A 16,959-nucleotide genomic window follows, 5' to 3' on the forward strand; every position below is an offset into this window, starting at 1 on the left:
TCCGGTTTAGCGCAAAAACAGGAAAAAAAACCAAAACCAAAACCGTATTCGAAAAAGGGACGATCAAAATCTAATTTTAGGTTCTGAAAATTGAATTTTTTACTCTCCTGATTATTGAAAGTCCGACAGACTCCTAGGAAATTATTTAAAGAAGGAGACTTAGTGTTGAAGGATGGATTTATTAACATTAATAATCTTCATTGGTCTGAATGCAAACATATAGAAGTAGAAATTGTTAGCGATTATGCGATTGTTTCAGGCGTTCTTATAGTTAATGCAGAAGTAGAAGGATATATTTATAATTCTGTAAGTCAAACAGGAAAAGACAAGCATCAATCTATAGGTTCAACTGAAATTGAAATAGAGTTGTATTTCAACTTTACAATTAAAAAGAATGGAATACCAGAAAACCTTGAAATTACTGATATTACAGCACTGTAACCTACATCTTACCAATTGATTTCAATAAGGCCTAAAATTTAGAGATTGTCTTAGAGTACACTACCAAACTTAAATTTCGATTTAATCAAGAAGCCACCCAAAAAGAAGAAAAACAAAAAACAACAACCATGAAAAAAATACCACTATTTGCATTTACACTACTCCTTATAGCCTGTCAACCTAAAGCCAATAAGGAAGGAAGTCTGACCAAAACATCAGTAGAAAATGAAGAACTCCAACAATACCTCTCCCAATACGAGCCTTACGAGATGTCCTTCGATGCTACAGGATACAACGATACAGACAAGGCGATTCTAAAAAAACTGGTAGAGGCTGCCATGTATGTAGATACCATCTATTGGTTGCAAACTTCCAAGTACGGTATGCAACTCAGGGACAGCCTTGAAAAAGTGAAATCTGATCCCTATGCCAATGATTTGCTGACACTTGTAAAGCGCAATGGTGGACCTTTCGAGCATCTCAACGAATATGAAACTTTCTATGGTAATGAGGAATATTATGGAGGAGATGAACTCTACCCTAAGGGGATGACCATCGAGGCTTTTGATGCTTACCTGGAAACCCTGTCTCAGGAAGAAAAGGACGAATTTATGTATCCATATACCGTGATCAAAGAAGATGGTAATGGCGGATACGAGGCTGTTCGTTACAGTGTGGAATACAAAAAATACATTGATCCGATAGTAATCTTGCTCAATGAAGCTGCTGATTTATCTGAAAATGAATCTTTTTCAAAATTCCTACGACTGAAAGCAGAAGCACTTACTACCGACAACTACTTTGATGCGGATGTAGCATGGATCGACACCAAAGACACGAAATTTGATATTGTATTTGGCCCTTTTGAAACATACTCCGACAGGATAAAAGGGATAAAAGCGAAATATGAGGCTTATATAGAAATAGTGGATCAGCAGGCATCTGCAGATTTGGAAATCTACAAGAGCTACCTCCAGCGGATGGAAGAAAACCTGCCCATACCGGACGAATACAAATCTGTGGTAGAAGGATTAACTGCCAATTTCATTGTAGTGCGTGACATTATCCGAACCGGAGAAGGTGCTATTGGGTATCAAGCAGTCGCCACGAATCTTCCAAACGATCCGGAAGTACATGCAAAAAAAGGCACTAAGAAGACATTCTGGAAAAACATGTTTGAGGCACGGTTCAATGCCATTATCAAACCTGTAAGTATGCGGTTAATAGACGAATCTCAATTACAATATTTGTCTGATGATGGTTTTTTTATGTTTGTACTGATGCACGAAATATGCCATGCCATCGGGCCAAGAACTGTGAAAGTTGGCCCTAAAAAAGGAATGGCAGCCAATGCCGCCATCGGACCAAATTACAGCCCTTTGGAAGAAGCCAAAGCAGATGTAGTCGGACTGTATTCTCTGGCTTATCTGATGAAAGAAGGTGTGGTTGACCCAAAGGGAGCCAGAAATTATTATGTATCCTTCTTAGGAAGTTTGTTCCGATCCATACGGTTTGGACTGGATGAAGCTCATGGAAAAGCTGCTGCCATTTCACTCAATTACCTATTGGCAAACGGAGGTATCAACTATGATGAAACCTCCAATAAATGGTCAATAGATTTCAATAATTTTGAAGAAGGAATCAAAAATCTTTCAGCTGATCTAATGATTTTAGAAGGAGACGGAGACAATGAAAAGGTCGAAGCATTTTTTGCAAAATGGACGAAAGAAACACCTCAACTCACCAAGGCATTTGAAACAGTAGAAGACATAGCCATTGATGTGCTTCCTGTCAGGTCTATTAAATGGCAATAAATTTGCACGGAAAGCTAAGTGTAGAACATTAATTTATTTTTTCATTACAAATACAAAACAACAAATGTCACTTACTTATTCTGAAATGATGCCATTAGGCACAGATGCACCGGATTTTACTTTAACAGACACTGTATCCGGCAACATAGTGTCATTATCCGAACTCAAATCTGATACAGGAACGGTGATCATGTTCATTTGCAACCACTGTCCTTATGTCATCCATGTAGAAAAAGAAATTGTAGTGATTGCCAAAGAATATCAAAAAAAAGGAATTGCTTTTATAGCGATCAGTGCCAATGACATCAATAATTATCCGGAAGATGCACCTGATAAAATGAAGGAAAAGGCCTTAAAAGAGGAGTACCCATTTCCATATTTATATGATGAAACTCAGGAAGTAGCCAAGGCATATCAGGCTGCCTGCACTCCGGATTTTTTCGTTTTCGATGGTGCTGTCAAATGCGTGTATAGAGGCAGAATGGATGACTCTTCCCCGGGAAATGGCAAACCTGTAACGGGCTCTGACCTGCGAAACACGCTTGACGCATTAATAAATGAAACAGATATTCTGGCAGATCAATACCCTAGCATGGGCTGCAATATCAAATGGAAGAAATAGTAATTGGCTTAATTGTATTCTCCTAAAATTCCTCCTGTCAATCGCATCAACTCGACTTCCGTTTCCAGCAAATCGTAAATGGATTGATAGTAGTTGAGTGCAGTCTGAAGGTAGGTGATTTGTAAATCCCTGTAGTCGAAGGAATTGATGCTGCCGTTTTTGTATCGATCAGCGCCCATTTGAAGATTGAGTTCAGAAGTTTTTACATTGTCTCCGGATATATCCAAAAGGCTTTTTCTCAGGGCATAAGTATCAAAGTTGCCTATAAGGTTGTGCTTTAAAGTTAACTCCATATCTTTTATTTGAAGTTGACCAATCTGCTCCTGTACTTGTGCATTTTTTATTTGGTTCTGGACTTTTCCGCCATTAAAGAGGGTAAAGGCGAGGGTAAGATTTGCTACTAAATTGGCAGTAGATGACGAAATTCCTGAACTACCATTTGACCCATCTGCAAAAACGGCATCACTCAGATCCTGACCCTGCCAGTTTTTAGACCCGTTTAAATTCAGGCTGATGGTTGGGTACAAAGCCGATTTTGAAATGGCAATGTCTCTTTTTAAAATCTCCTGATTGATGTATTGATTTTTAAGATTACTATTGGATGCAGTCATTCTGGCAAACAACTCATCCAATGAAAAATCTTTTTTCTCTACCATCAGGCTATCAGAAACAAGATACTGTTCATCCACGTCTTTTCCCAACAGTAAATTAAGGTTTCTAACAGCATTTCTATGATTGAGTACCTGAATAATGTAGTTGGAAGAATCAGTAAGGTAAGAGTTTTTATCTTTCAAAATATCGAAAGTCACGGCACTGCCCAATTCTCCCTTAAGCTTACTATAGGCATATCGATCGTTCGAGAGTTTTAAGGTACTTCTGAACACCTCTGTTCTTTCTTTTTCAAGTAAAACAGTATAATATGCGAGTATAATCGCCTGAACAGTATTTTCAACTATCACTGCAGCATTGCCATCCGTTTGTGTTTGCAACAATCCCAATTTCTCTTTGGTCATTCTTACATTAAACCCGTTAAACAACGTCCAGTTGGCAGTCAAAGACGGGTTAAAACTACTGGATTTTATAGCCCCTGAACTCAGGAAACTAGCGGGGTTATTGATATTGGTTTGAGAAAAACCTTCTGAAGCATTGAGCACTACAGAAGGCAAAGCACCTGCTTGTCCCCATGTATTATTGTTGGCTGCCTGTATCTTTTTCTGCTCTTCAATCTGAATCGAAAAATTATTCGCCAGACCTATACCAATCGCATTGGCAAGTGATAATTTCTCCTGAGCATGAGAAGCATAAAATGATGTGATAAAAAGTATTACAAACAGCAGTTTGAATTTCATTGCAATAATATTAACAGGTCTATAAAAATTTAGCATCAAAAACCAGCCAGTTTCTTTTCTTCAATAATTGCCGGCTCTACTTCTTCTTTTCCGGGTTTAAGAATCTCAAATGTGCCACCGTAAAATATTTCCTTAATCGGACACCAGATTGCTCTCGAAACCCAAATAACATAGACCTTGATATCATTAAAACACAAGATCATTACTGGAAAGAAAAACAATATAAATAGGGTACCAAACAAAACGCCATAGGCAAGTGATATCACCATAGGTATGATAAATTGAGCCTGAAAACTCTTTTCCAAAATCAAGGGAAACAAACCTGCTACTGTAGTAAGTGAAGTCAAAAGTATGGCTCTGAAACGAGCCGTTCCGGCATCATTGGCGGCATCCAGTACATTCATGCCTTCTTTGAGATTCCTGTTGTATTTGTCCAGCATTACCACTGCATCATTTACAATCACTCCTGAAAGTGCCAGCATGCCATAGATACTAATAAAGGAGACCACAGCATCATGAAAAAAATGTCCAAATATGGCGCAAGCCCATCCCAGTGGCAACAGCAGCAATATCAAAGTAGTCTGATAAAAGGATCTGAAGTTGAGGGTAATAAAAATAAGCATCAGCAAGATGACCGGCCCCAAAACTGCAAGAAATGAATCTACCTGATTAGCACCGCTTTTAGACTGCCCTTCGAATGTGTATTCCATACCGGGATATTTAGCCAACAACGGCGGCAAAACATCAGCACTAAGTTTTTCCAATATTGGATCCAAAGTAGTCTTTGATGTGGCAAGTTCCGCCGACACTCTGATTTCACGTTTGCCATCAAAATGGTTAATATTCGTTATCCCACGATTGATTTCATAGTCAACCAATTCGGTCAAAGGATATTCGATACCATTTGTCCGTTTGATTTTCATAGACTCTAGTTGAGAAATACTGTACCTATCCTCTTTTGGAAACCTCACCCAAATCCTTACTTCATCCGTACCTACAATCAACCTCTGCACTTCTTCTCCAAAAAATCCCTGACGGATCTGCCTTGTAATTTCTTCGTGGGTCAAACCCAAATGGTAAGCCAGAGGCTTCAATTCCAACTCCAATTCCCTCTGACCGGCCGAGGCATTGTCTGTGATGTCACGAAGGTCAGGCATGCCTCCCATGATGTCTTTGATCTCGGTTTTTATCTTTTCCAGATCATCAATGTTCTTACTTTTCAACGAAATAGATACTGGCTTACCCCAAAAATTAGCAGCACCAATAGTAAATTTCTCTGCTTCGGGAACATTACCTATTTTTTCCCGAATCATACCTCCCAATTGAAGGCCGGAAATATTGTTTTCATCCAGATTTTCAAATTCTACACCTACACTTCCTGCATGGCTACCCGTAGTGATCCTGTCAGAAGATGCCCCTACAGACATATTTACTTTGGCTATAATCGAATCTTGTATTGTTCCATCGGCAAGCAATTCCTGATGCAACTCCCAAATTTGCTTTGAAAATTGCCGTAAATATCTTTCTGTAATGTCTTCATGTGTACCGGGTTTCAATACAATATCAACATTTATATCATCTATTGGAGGACGACTAAAAGGGGTGAATTTGATGATACCTCCGGCAAATAAGCCCATTACTAATATGATAAACACCAAAGGCACTGTAAAAGAAACCCACCTATGTACCAACAGTCTTCGAACAAATGGCCCATACATTTTATACCTGACAAAATCTATGTATTTCTCCATACCAGACCTAAAACTATAGTACCAGCCTTTTTTATTCCCCTCCGACAAGACCCATTTATGAGCCAGATGAGAAGGCAAAACAAAAAATGCTTCAATAAGAGAGAATCCCAAACAGGCAATTACCACAATTGCCATTTCTTTGGTGAAACCATTATTATCAAGATATATCAAAGGCAAAAAAGCAACTATGGTAGTAGCTACAGAAGTGAACACTGATGGCACCATTTCCAATGTACCATCAATAGCGGCCTGAGAAGCTGTTTTTCCTTTTTTAAAATGAGTGAATATATTTTCTGCTATTACAATACCATCATCCACCAGTATTCCCACTACCAAAAGCATTCCGGTGAGCGTGAGCATATTGATAGTAATACCAGCCAGATCTCCGATGATAAACATTCCAAAGAATGAAATAGGAATGCCCATTGCTACCCAAAATGATAACCTTAGGGAAAGAAAAAATCCTAAAGTAAACAACACCAAAAACAGACCCGTTCCAAAATTTCTCATCAACAGATCTAACCGTTGATTTAAGATGGTGTTGAAGTCAAAATTTGTTCGTAAAGTTATATTGGAACTATTGGCATTAAATTCCTCTATATAGTTGTCAACATAACTAGAAATCTTTTCAATATCTTCTTCCGGCAATTTGCTAACCGATATACTTAGTGCTCGCTTCCCATTCCAAAAGTATTTGTTTGGTACATCTGCAAATTGAAATTTGACATTGGCGATAGTACCCAGCAACAGCTTGGTTCCATCAGGATTTGCCCTGACAATAATCTCTTCCAATACTGTGGGATCAAATTCCTTGGCATTGGCTCTGATGCGTATTTCTTCGTTAGAAGTTTTTATAGTTCCTCCTGAAATATCAAGGTTGTTTTGTCTTACAGCACTTGCAACATCTGCAAATGTCAACCCGTATCTCCTCAAGTCCTGTTCTTTTACTTCAATGGAAATTTCCAGATTGGAAAAACCGGAAATCCTTACCTGAGAAATAACACCCGACTGTAAAAAATCATCTTCTATTTGCTCTGCTGCCTTCTTCAGATCAAACAGCGACACATCTCCGGTAAGTGAAAGGAAAGTTGCCCCGGAGGTGGATTTTTCTTTTACCACTATAGGTTTTTCTGCCGAAACCGGAAATGAATTGATTCTATCTACTGCATTTTTTACCTCAACCGTTACTTCCTCCAAATCATAATCTTTTTTGGATCTGATACTGATGATGGCTGAGTTTTCAGAGGAAACCGAACTTACTTCCTCAATTCCTTCAATCCCCTTTATGGCTTCTTCAATTTTTATAGTTACTCCCTCTTCCATTTCTACGGGAGCGGCACCCGGATAATTCACCGATATGGTAATCTCTCTCGGTTCTCTTTCAGGAAAAAAAGACTTCTTCAAATTGAGTGTATAGGATCCGATACCACCAATGATTGCAATAAATATGATGGTATTTGCCCAAATCGGAAATTTTACAAAAAAGGTAATTACAGCTCTCATGTCTTATCCTTTTATGATTTCTACTTTCATGTTTTCAGAAGCATTGGAAGGCATATCGGTCACCAATACATCTCCGGTTTCCAACCCACTAATCACCGCCGAATTCTCATTCAACTTATGAATTTTAATCTGCCGTGTTTTGAGTACACCACCTTGAACTATAAAAACCTCATCCTTATTCTTAATAATACTCCTTGCAACCCTGACAGCTCCTTCTACTTTCTTACCAGGGATGGAAGCCATCAAAAAAGATCCTTCACGTACATCACTGCTTTTTTTATTTTTCACTGTAATAAATACACCTATACTTTGAGTGTTGGCATCAACAAAGTCGGCAATTCTCGATACCCTTCCTTCCCATTTCTGATATGTTGGAGCTTCTGCAATCACTTCTACTTTTTTACCAATTTCCACAAAATTGATATCCCTCATTTCACAAGCAATTTCCAGCTCTAACTCATCTGTCCGAATCAGTGAAGCCACGTTCGCTCCAGAATTTACTACCGTCCCTATCTGCAGATTGACAGCTTTAATACTGCCATCAAAAGGAGCATATATTGTATATTTTTTTAGGTTTTCCTCGGCACTTTTGATAGCATAATAGTCACTAAGTATATTTTTTGTAGCCAAAAACGTTTTTTCTTTCGATGATGCAGCATTAGGAATCAGGGGTATGTTTTCATCCAGTTCGATCTGATCAAAATACTTTTGCCAGGTATTATAACTACCAGAAAAATCTATTTTCAAATCCGGCAATACAGAAGCAAGAGTATTCAAAAACCTGCTTTTTTGAGCTTTTAAGTCCAGTTGCTGCTCTTCGCTATAGATTCGATACAATAGTTGACCCTTCTTGAAACTTTGTCCCTCCTTCAAAGGTACGTTTCCTTCGATCAACCTACCTCCCACTTCAGCTATCAGGTTAATGCTCTGAGAAGATACCACTCTGCCATAAGCTTCAATTGTTGTTTCTACAGTTTCAGGCTCAAATTTCTGTGCTTTCACATAATTCTTTGCCTCAGGCATCTTTCTTTGAGGTGGGTCTTTTTTCTGGCTTGCCAAAACTGTAAAAAAATAAAGAGCACCACCAAGGATAACAATCACAAGGATAAGTGAGATAAGTTTTCGGTACATTTTAAGGATATAAAAAGTTGTTCATTAACTACCTGCAAATAACATCAATTGTTACGTTTTTAGATTACTTTTTTTGATAAACGGAAAAGTTCTGCACAATTTATAAGGGAAAATCAGGAGGTTTTTCTTTTTCGGTTTTTATCTGATATTCGGGAACGGTTTGCCATTCCTTCCGTATAAGGTGGTTGTCACTAACCAGCTCAAATGCCACAAATAGAAAAACACAAGTCAGAATTCATATTATTGTCACTGTGGCTTTTAATGTTTTCATCGAGCAGTCAGTTCTTAATCATCTCTCCCATTTTATCTCAAATCGGAGAACAACTCTCAATCCCGGATGCTCTTCGAGGTACACTCATTACGGCTTATGCCCTGACACTGGGAATAGTTGCCTTGCTCACCGGGCCAATCTCCGATCGTATCGGGCGTAGAAAAGTACTGCTAATTGGAAGTGGCGTTTTGGCTGTATCTCTCGCTTTGCATCAATTAGCATTCGATTATACTTCCATACTAATCATGAGGATTCTGTCCGGTTTTGGAGGTGGAGTGCTTACAGGATCGTGTGTGGCATATATAGGTGACTACTTTCCAAAAGAACGCCGGGGATGGGCCAATGGTGTGATCGCAACTGGTAGTGCAGCAGGACAAATTTTAGGCATTCCTGTCGGTACAATTGTCTCAGAGATGTTTGGTTTTTATGCTCCTTTTCAATTTTTTGCTGTCATCATGTTTATTTCGTTTTTCATGATTCTATTTTGGGTACCTCAACCAAAAGTAGAGCTTGCCAATTGCAGTATCAAAATTGGCGATATAGTCAAAGATTATTTTTCTATCCTTAAAATAAAATCAGTAAAAACCATTGCCCTGGGTTACTTGCTCATGTTTTTGAGTGTAACAGTATTTATAGTGTACTTCCCTACCTGGCTGGAAAACGAATACAATGCATCCAGTGTTGACATTGCCCTGCTATTCTTCATTGGTGGATTGGCCACCATTTTTTCCGGCCCTCTCGCAGGCAAAATATCAGATAGATCAGGTCGAAAAAGCATCATCATCATTTCTAATCTTCTTCTTGGATTAATCATGTCCATTTCTATCTTTTTTCTTGATTTTGGAATAGAATTCTCATATCCTGTCTTTTTTATTATCATGCTGTTGGCTGTTGGCAGAATGATCCCTTTTCAGGCACTGGCATCTGAGATGATTGACGACAAATCCCGGGGAAGAATGATGGCTCTGGTTATTTCTGTGGGACAAATCGGTATGGCAATTGGGTCTGCCATTTCCGGTTATGTTTATACGGAATTCGGTTTTTTCGGAAACGCCATCATTGGCGCAATTGCCTCTGTAGTAATGGCTGTTTTGATAAACAAATACATTTCTGAACCGAAAATGGTGCTGAAAAATGAATCTGTCTGATCATTCTTCTTACTCTAATTAAAAATAGCTCGCAAATCCAAACTGAAATCCTGCTGTTTTCACTGTCGGATTTCCAAGAATATCCCTCTCCCAGTGTCTTCTGTAGTTGGCTTTAAGTAAAGTATTTTTGGAAAACCGCAAACTCAGGCCAGGCACAACTGCCAATATATCATCGAAAATATTCCCATTAATTTCTTCGAATTTCCCCTTGTTGTAATCGACATATTCAAATCTGAAAATTGCATTAAGTGTCATGCCATTCCAAGAAAGAATCCGACCTTTTTTTATTGGGTAAATCAAATCCAGGTGCATGCCTACCTGATCAGAACCAAACTGCTGCCCATAGGACTCTGGTACATCCACATAGGAAATAGCAGCTTCCCCAAGGATCGTCAACTCTCCAATGCCTCCATTGTAATCCAAAGCGATCAGAGATGCCCTTCTTTTTTCATCGATGATCATTCCATCCAGTTTGAAGGTATTATATATTCCTGTGTAACCAGAAAGACCTACTTCACCCATCACCTTATTCTTTAGCGCAATCCGTCCCGTGAGCGAAGGTATTCCATTGTTGTCTTCAGCAAGCATCTCTTCTGATTTTCCTGCTGCCAGCAACGTACGGCTGGTTTCATTGGTGATAATTCCCTCTTGCAATCCATTAACCAAATAAGCTTCGTAAGTAAAAATATTTCGCTTGAGTGGGATTTTACCATAAAACCCCATCCCTATCTCAGAAAGTGTGGCAGGAATGACAGTAGTAGAAACCAACGGCCTGTCTATAAAATCCCACTTTGGCCCGTCATGATTTTGATTGAAATAACCCACAGGAGGAAGTAATATCCCCATTCTAAATACCAATGCCGGATCAATTTCAAAATCTATCAATGCAGTTTCCAAAGCGATCTCCTCTGTGCCATGCTCAAACTCCAATTCGGAGATAAACTTCACCCTTTCGTGTAAAGTGGCATATAAAAAAATATTGAATCGTCTCATTTCCATACTAAATCCATCCGATACCCCATCGGTACTGAAATAATTGGTGTTGCCTTCCAGGTAACCTCCAATGGCGGTATTCACCTTTCCTGCCTGTCCATTGAGTACAAAAGGGCGAGTAAAAATAGCCTCAAGGTTGGTGTAATTCGTGGTGTCGCTTTTTTGTGCCTTTACGTACGACATGGTACATACTAACACCAATATTATTGTATATTTTTTCATCCTTCTACTGGTGATCTTGTTACGATATAAAAATATTTTTAGCATCTGTAGTCACCTGAAACTTCTTCAAATCCTCTTCTGCAGGCCCTTCCAAAACTTTCCCTGTATTTGCAAATTCGCTTCCGTGACATGGGCAATGCAATTGATCTGCAAAAGGCTGTACTTCACATCCTTTGTGGGTACACTCCATCAACAAAGCCACATAATTTTCTCCTGAGAGCCTACACAAATAAATAGGTGCAGGCAATCGCTCATCCTTTATCAATACATAATTTGGCTCAAATGGAAAATCGAGTTTCCTAACTATAATCTGGTTGTTAGCTACAGTATGAGGAGCATATACTACCGAACTACAGGAAGTCAAAATAGATTGACCTATCATGCAGGATAGTCCTACAGTCCCACACTTTTTTATGAATTTTCTTCTTTCCATATTACAATGATTCAAGAAATTTGATCAGTGCCATTTCATCAGATTCGTTTAATCCCGCAAATGTGTTTTTTGAGGTTTCTGCTTCTCCTCCATGCATTAAAATGGCCTCTTCCAGACTTTTTGCTCTACCATCATGCAATAAGAAATATGTTCCTCCCTGTACATCTTTTGATAACCCTATACCCCAGAGTGGTGGTGTACGCCATTCGGAGGTTAAGGCTGTCCCTTCGGTGTAGCCATCGTCCAATCCTGATCCCATGTCGTGCATAAGCAAGTCGGTATAAGGATGGAATTCCTTTTCTGACAATACTGAAATGCTATTGAAGGCACTAAGCAGGGTTTGTTTGTGGCATGCTTCACAGCCAATGTCTTTGAATATTTGCTCCCCTGTCAAGACCTGTGGGTCATCTTCATTCCTTCGAATAGGTGATTTCAAGGTAGATAAATAAAACACAAGGTGGTTTACCTTTTCTGTGCTTACTTCTGGATCAGGAACGTCAGCCAGTTGAGCGTCTGATTCCAGGTGATTTATTGGGTCTTCTGTGTCAAATTCTGTGGTCACTCCCATATCTTGTTTATATGCACCTACGGTTTGAATGAGTAAATTGATAGCTCCTGCTTTTTTTCCAAAACGACCAATATACCTTCCTTCAGAATCAGGAATATGTATGTCTAATGGGGTGAAATAAGCTGGTGGTACTTGATAATTCGGAACTCCCGAAATACCATCAGAGTCTAAATCGTCAGGATCGGCCATATCGAGGATGGTCTGATCAGAAACTGCCGCCAACAGACCAAGCCCGGTAACAGCAGGAGCAGTAAACCTGGAAATTCCAGTGGCACTAGAGGGAATTGTTTCTGGTATAAAACCTGGAATGGATCTGTTTTGCAGTTGAGGCCCACCTTCCTCAATCATATGATCAAATACTCCTCCGTTCATTTTACCAAATCGGGTCAGTGTATTGGTTGGATGCCCCTTCCCATCTCCAGGATGACATTGGGCACAAGAAGCAGTAACGAAATAAGGCCCCAAACCCGTTCCTGGGACAAATACTTCTCCGAAGGCATCATCTCCTTTGATAAATGTAGTCAGTTGCGCTTGACTCAACCCTTCCATTGGGCCATCTAGCAATTCGTTTTCCGCAGGTGCAGAAGTAAAGAATTCACTACAAGACCACATCAAGGGCATTATCAGAAGAATGACAATCCAAGTATTCTTTATCATTTTTATATTTTTCTAATTATATATTTAGATATATAATATTTATTTATTTGCAATATTATGTAATTATTTTTAGATTAATCTAAATTTAAAACAAAAAAAATAGAACGCCATAAGTCAAAAGGTTAAACGGACGAAAGGATCGGCTTTTACATTACCGGCAAACAATAGCCTAAAACTTATCAAATACTCATAAATTTGCGGCGTGGAAACAGTTGCGAAATTAAAAGACCTGAGAAAGGCGAGTAAAGAGGATTTGGTTGATTTTTTTAAGTCAATAGGAGAAAAACCTTTTAGGGCAAAACAGATCCAAGAGTGGTTGTGGAAGAAATCTGCTACTTCCATAGATGAGATGACCAATCTTTCTTTGAACACTCGAAACAAATTGAAGGAAGAATACACCATTCTCCCCATCGCTACTGCCAGCCAGCAAATAAGCAATGATAAAACGATAAAATCTGCGTTCAAACTACATGATCAGCACCTGATTGAGGGCGTACTGATACCAACAGACGACAGGATGACTGCCTGTGTTTCTTCTCAGGTAGGCTGCTCATTGAGTTGTACTTTTTGTGCTACTGGCTATATGGATCGGTTGAGAAATCTGGATGCATCCGAAATCTACGATCAGGTAGTAGCCATCAGAAAACAAGCAGAAGAAAACTACAATGCACCGCTAACCAACATTGTATATATGGGCATGGGTGAACCATTGCTCAACTACAAAAATGTACTTGAATCTATAGATCGTATTACTTCTCCCGAAGGGCTAAACATGTCACCCAAACGGATAACAGTATCTACAGCGGGTATTGCCAAAATGATCACCAAACTGGCAGACGATGAAGTGAAATTTAATCTGGCACTTTCCCTACATGCTGCCAACGACGAGAAAAGGAATACCATCATGCCGATCAATGAAAGCAATACGCTGGATGTATTGTCCAAGGCACTTCAGTATTTTTATAAGAAAACTGGAAACAGAATCACATTTGAATACATTCTTTTCTATAATTTCAACGACTCGTTGAAAGATGCCGAAGAGTTATACAGATTTTGGAAGAAAGTACCTGCAAGGATAAACATCATAGAATACAATCCTATCTCTGAGGCACAATACACCAATACAGATCCACAGACTTTGGAAAAATTCAGTACCTATCTGGAACAAAAAGGAGTGAATGTGAACGTACGCAGAAGCCGGGGTAAAGACATTGATGCAGCCTGTGGTCAGTTGGCAAATAAAGGTTAAAGAGGTTATTATATTTTACTTAAGGGAACTCAACGAATCCCCTTAAGCTTTGATTCTATTTCACCTGGCAGGTACGTACGCTCCTTTTAGTTTTAAAGAATACACCGATTTATACGACTCGGGGTTTTCAAAAAAGGAATCCAATTCGCTTCTGGTTTCTGATTCGACAAACGCCATCAAAGGTTGATCTACCTGAAACAGTTTACCAATGGACTTCACTATTTTTTTGTCCCAGTCCTTATAGTAAGTATCAAAATCATTTGGCCCGATCGTTTTGCGACAACCGGATTCTCCGCATAACAATACCATATCGCTTTCCAGATTAAATATCCCGTATTCGTCTGTGATTTGCTCTCCCTTTTTGATGTCCCGAATGGCTATTTCAAATCCGTACCCTGTACTTATCGTATTGCAGTTACAGCAATGGTTAACATACTTGGCAAAATCCCAACTGACAATCCTGTCACCGTTTTGATCCATATATGAATACTTGTCGATCATCTCTTTAACGTCATTGGAATGCATAAGGTAGTCGGTGGGAGAAATGACCAACTCTAAACTATCTTTTACATATACAATCGTTCCTTCAGGAATGTCTTGTGTGGCAAAAACACCGTAACCTACAGTGTCCTGGATGTATTTTAGTTCTGTGTTTGGATGAATCATCTTAAAAATTCTGTCTGTTAGATTTAGTCAATATTTAATGGTGAAATAACAACAACTCTTTTTTCGTAAAATGTTATACCAATAATAATCTATAGGTTCGAATAAATATGTATCTGATAAACAAAAAAATATTTTTGTTTATCAGATAATTGACCTGAGCTAATTTTCATTTTTTTCAAAACATTAGAATATAGACTCAATATTGTCATCAAAACCATCAAAGAACAAAATGCAATGGATTATGCTTTCTTCTACAATGGATAATACCATAGCATTCGAAAACGCAACAAAAAAATTCCCGAGTGTTCTTTAATAAAAAAACCATATAATATTGAAGACCATGACAAAATCGTGAAAAAATTCTCTTGGCATTATCCATTTAGATGGTTCAGGTCATGACAGAGATGCCCAATTTATAGATAACATATTACCATATAAAAAAGCTTTGTTCGCCAATGCACCCCGGATCTGTAGATGATGATGCAATCACCTCTGTAAAAGCTTATGATTCTATTATCGACAATGAAGTAAACATCATTCAAACTGACCATCCAAAGCTGCTACCCGACCATTTAAAAACACTCTATAAGCATAATTAATACTCTATTACTATCTTACAGTCTGAAATTTTAGAATAAAAACACAAATAAAATCTTCAAATAGTTTTATATCCTTTAAATTAATGAGGTGTAATTGGTGTTGTAGAGTAGAAAAGATATGATAGCTCCGAAAGAACATGATAGGGAAAAGGAAAGGAGAAAAGAACTTGAATCTTATTCCATTCTGGAGACACTATCTGAAACCGACTATGATAACCTTACAGCCATAGCAGCCGAAATTTGTGGCACTCCTATATCCTTGGTGAGCCTTTTAGACGATAAAAGGCAGTGGTTCAAATCCCACCACGGAATAGATGCAACCGAAACACCTAAGGAATACGCCTTTTGTGCCCACGCAATAAATGACCCAAGTGATATTTTTATTATTCAGGATGCACGAAAAGACCAACGATTTTATGACAACCCATTAGTAACAGGAAACCCTCATATCATCTTTTATGCAGGAGTACCTCTATTAAGCGACAATGGGTTGCCTCTTGGCACCCTCTGTGTCATTGATCAAAAACCAAAGCGCTTAAATCAGGGACAAAGAGCTTCATTAATGGCACTATCTTCTCAAGTAATGAACTTACTGAAGCTTAGAAAAAATAAAATACAACTGGAAAAAGCACTAGAAAATCTGGAAAAAAGAAACGAGGAATTAGGACAATTTGCAATGATAGCTGCACATGACCTGAAGGCTCCTTTGAATATCATATCCGGTATGATAAAAATATTTACCAAAAAATATGGGTCAATTGTTGATCAAAAAGGAATGGAACTTCTGGAGTTGGTTACTTCTTCATCTGACAAACTTAAAAGACTCATTGAAGGGTTGTTGGAACACAGCAGATGTGAGAAAAAGATAAGCAAACAATATTCAACCATTGGAGTAAAGTCACTCATAGACGAAGTGTCCGGTTTGTTTTCTTTTGATGAAAAAAATAGTATTACCCTTCGATCATCACTAAAAGAAATATATACTAACAAAACAGCAGTAGAGCAAATCCTCATTAATCTAATTGGAAATGCAATCAAATACAGTAACGAAGACTCTGTAAAAATCGAAATTGGAGTTTTCGAAAATGAAACCCATTATGAATTTTATGTGCAGGACGATGGATGGGGCATAGCTCCAGAACATGTTGATAAAATATTCCAAATATTTGAAGTAGTGACACCTAAGGATAAATATGGCCAGGTTGGCAATGGAATTGGCTTAGCCACAGTTAAGAAAATAGTAGAGGCACTAGGGGGAACGATCCGTGTAGATTCTGAGCTCAACAAAGGCTCAACATTTATATTCACACTCAAAAAGAGTAAATAATTCAGCATAGAAATATGATACAATCATCAAACAATAACATACCGATTTATATAACACTATCATCTTTCGATTTTAAATTAGTGACATCCGCTTAAAAATGTGATTAGATTTAATCTTCTTGGAAAAATACAATAGTGGAGATTTGACTCTCCACTAAAGTTTATGATGTTTGAGTTACCACACTTAGACATCATGAGTAAAGATAGAAATTTGAC

General features: G+C 38.4%; 14 protein-coding genes. 7 read left to right on the top strand and 7 right to left on the bottom strand.

The features are described 5' to 3' along the window. Nucleotides 1–114 precede the first annotated feature (114 nt). The 3 genes from AAOP42_RS01035 to AAOP42_RS01045 all read left to right on the top strand — a co-directional run bounded on the left by AAOP42_RS01035 (nt 115) and on the right by AAOP42_RS01045 (nt 2,877). Nucleotides 115–441, top strand: a complete 327-nt coding sequence (locus tag AAOP42_RS01035) for a hypothetical protein (RefSeq protein ID WP_349526591.1) — start codon at nt 115–117, stop codon at nt 439–441. 128 nt (nt 442–569) lie between these two features. Continuing rightward, nucleotides 570–2,255 carry a DUF8614 domain-containing protein gene (locus AAOP42_RS01040; protein ID WP_349526592.1) on the top strand — a complete coding sequence of 562 codons (1,686 nt, stop codon included), beginning with the start codon at nt 570–572 and terminating at the stop codon, nt 2,253–2,255. Nucleotides 2,256–2,319: 64 nt separating this feature from the next. Then, nucleotides 2,320–2,877 (top strand): thioredoxin family protein, encoded by a 558-nt coding sequence (locus AAOP42_RS01045; RefSeq protein WP_349526593.1) that lies wholly within the window; start codon nt 2,320–2,322, stop codon nt 2,875–2,877. An 8-nt stretch (nt 2,878–2,885) separates the two neighbouring features. On the opposite strand, the gene AAOP42_RS01050 is transcribed toward AAOP42_RS01045, so the two are convergent. The 3 genes from AAOP42_RS01050 to AAOP42_RS01060 are packed head-to-tail and all read right to left on the bottom strand — an operon-like array spanning nt 2,886 to nt 8,611. Beyond that, the gene (locus AAOP42_RS01050) at nt 2,886–4,226 is read right to left on the bottom strand and encodes a TolC family protein (protein ID WP_349526594.1); all 1,341 of its coding nucleotides are present in this window, start codon (nt 4,224–4,226) and stop codon (nt 2,886–2,888) included. Between the two features lie 35 nt (nt 4,227–4,261). Further along, a complete protein-coding gene (locus AAOP42_RS01055) occupies nt 4,262–7,480 on the bottom strand; it encodes an efflux RND transporter permease subunit (protein WP_349526595.1) in 3,219 nt (1,072 codons plus the stop codon). A 3-nt stretch (nt 7,481–7,483) separates the two neighbouring features. Next, a complete protein-coding gene (locus tag AAOP42_RS01060; protein ID WP_349526596.1) occupies nt 7,484–8,611 on the bottom strand; it encodes an efflux RND transporter periplasmic adaptor subunit in 1,128 nt (375 codons plus the stop codon). Nucleotides 8,612–8,815: 204 nt separating this feature from the next. On the opposite strand from AAOP42_RS01060, the gene AAOP42_RS01065 reads away from it, so the two are divergent. Beyond that, complete coding sequence (locus AAOP42_RS01065; protein WP_349526597.1) at nt 8,816–10,030, top strand: MFS transporter; 1,215 nt, start codon at nt 8,816–8,818, stop codon at nt 10,028–10,030. 18 nt (nt 10,031–10,048) lie between these two features. Here the strand turns inward: AAOP42_RS01065 and AAOP42_RS01070 are convergent, their stop codons facing one another. Genes AAOP42_RS01070 through AAOP42_RS01080 form a run of 3 tightly spaced genes read right to left on the bottom strand, consistent with a single transcriptional unit; the run spans nt 10,049 to nt 12,903 of the window. Further along, nucleotides 10,049–11,245 carry a hypothetical protein gene (locus AAOP42_RS01070; protein WP_349526598.1) on the bottom strand — a complete coding sequence of 399 codons (1,197 nt, stop codon included), beginning with the start codon at nt 11,243–11,245 and terminating at the stop codon, nt 10,049–10,051. Between the two features lie 19 nt (nt 11,246–11,264). Next, nucleotides 11,265–11,678 (bottom strand): QcrA and Rieske domain-containing protein, encoded by a 414-nt coding sequence (locus AAOP42_RS01075; RefSeq protein WP_349526599.1) that lies wholly within the window; start codon nt 11,676–11,678, stop codon nt 11,265–11,267. 1 nt (nt 11,679) lies between these two features. Beyond that, nucleotides 11,680–12,903 carry a di-heme oxidoredictase family protein gene (locus AAOP42_RS01080; RefSeq protein ID WP_349526600.1) on the bottom strand — a complete coding sequence of 408 codons (1,224 nt, stop codon included), beginning with the start codon at nt 12,901–12,903 and terminating at the stop codon, nt 11,680–11,682. Nucleotides 12,904–13,132: 229 nt separating this feature from the next. Between AAOP42_RS01080 and rlmN the strand changes: the two genes are divergently transcribed. After that, nucleotides 13,133–14,152, top strand: coding sequence for a dual-specificity RNA methyltransferase RlmN (gene rlmN, locus AAOP42_RS01085; protein ID WP_502947634.1), 1,020 nt, complete (start codon nt 13,133–13,135; stop codon nt 14,150–14,152). Between the two features lie 60 nt (nt 14,153–14,212). Here rlmN and AAOP42_RS01090 read toward each other — a convergent pair whose 3' ends face one another. Then, nucleotides 14,213–14,818: an SET domain-containing protein gene (locus AAOP42_RS01090; RefSeq protein WP_349526602.1), complete on the bottom strand. Its 606-nt coding sequence runs from the start codon at nt 14,816–14,818 to the stop codon at nt 14,213–14,215. 455 nt (nt 14,819–15,273) lie between these two features. Between AAOP42_RS01090 and AAOP42_RS01095 the strand changes: the two genes are divergently transcribed. Then, entirely contained in the window at nt 15,274–15,417 is a 144-nt protein-coding gene (locus AAOP42_RS01095) for a hypothetical protein (protein WP_349526603.1), read from the top strand. A gap of 118 nt (nt 15,418–15,535) precedes the next feature. After that, nucleotides 15,536–16,744: a sensor histidine kinase gene (locus AAOP42_RS01100; protein WP_349526604.1), complete on the top strand. Its 1,209-nt coding sequence runs from the start codon at nt 15,536–15,538 to the stop codon at nt 16,742–16,744. Nucleotides 16,745–16,959 lie beyond the last annotated feature (215 nt).

Origin of the sequence: Reichenbachiella sp. MALMAid0571, assembly GCF_040151475.1 — a bacterium.
In the GTDB taxonomy this organism is placed as follows: domain Bacteria; phylum Bacteroidota; class Bacteroidia; order Cytophagales; family Cyclobacteriaceae; genus CAXBNB01.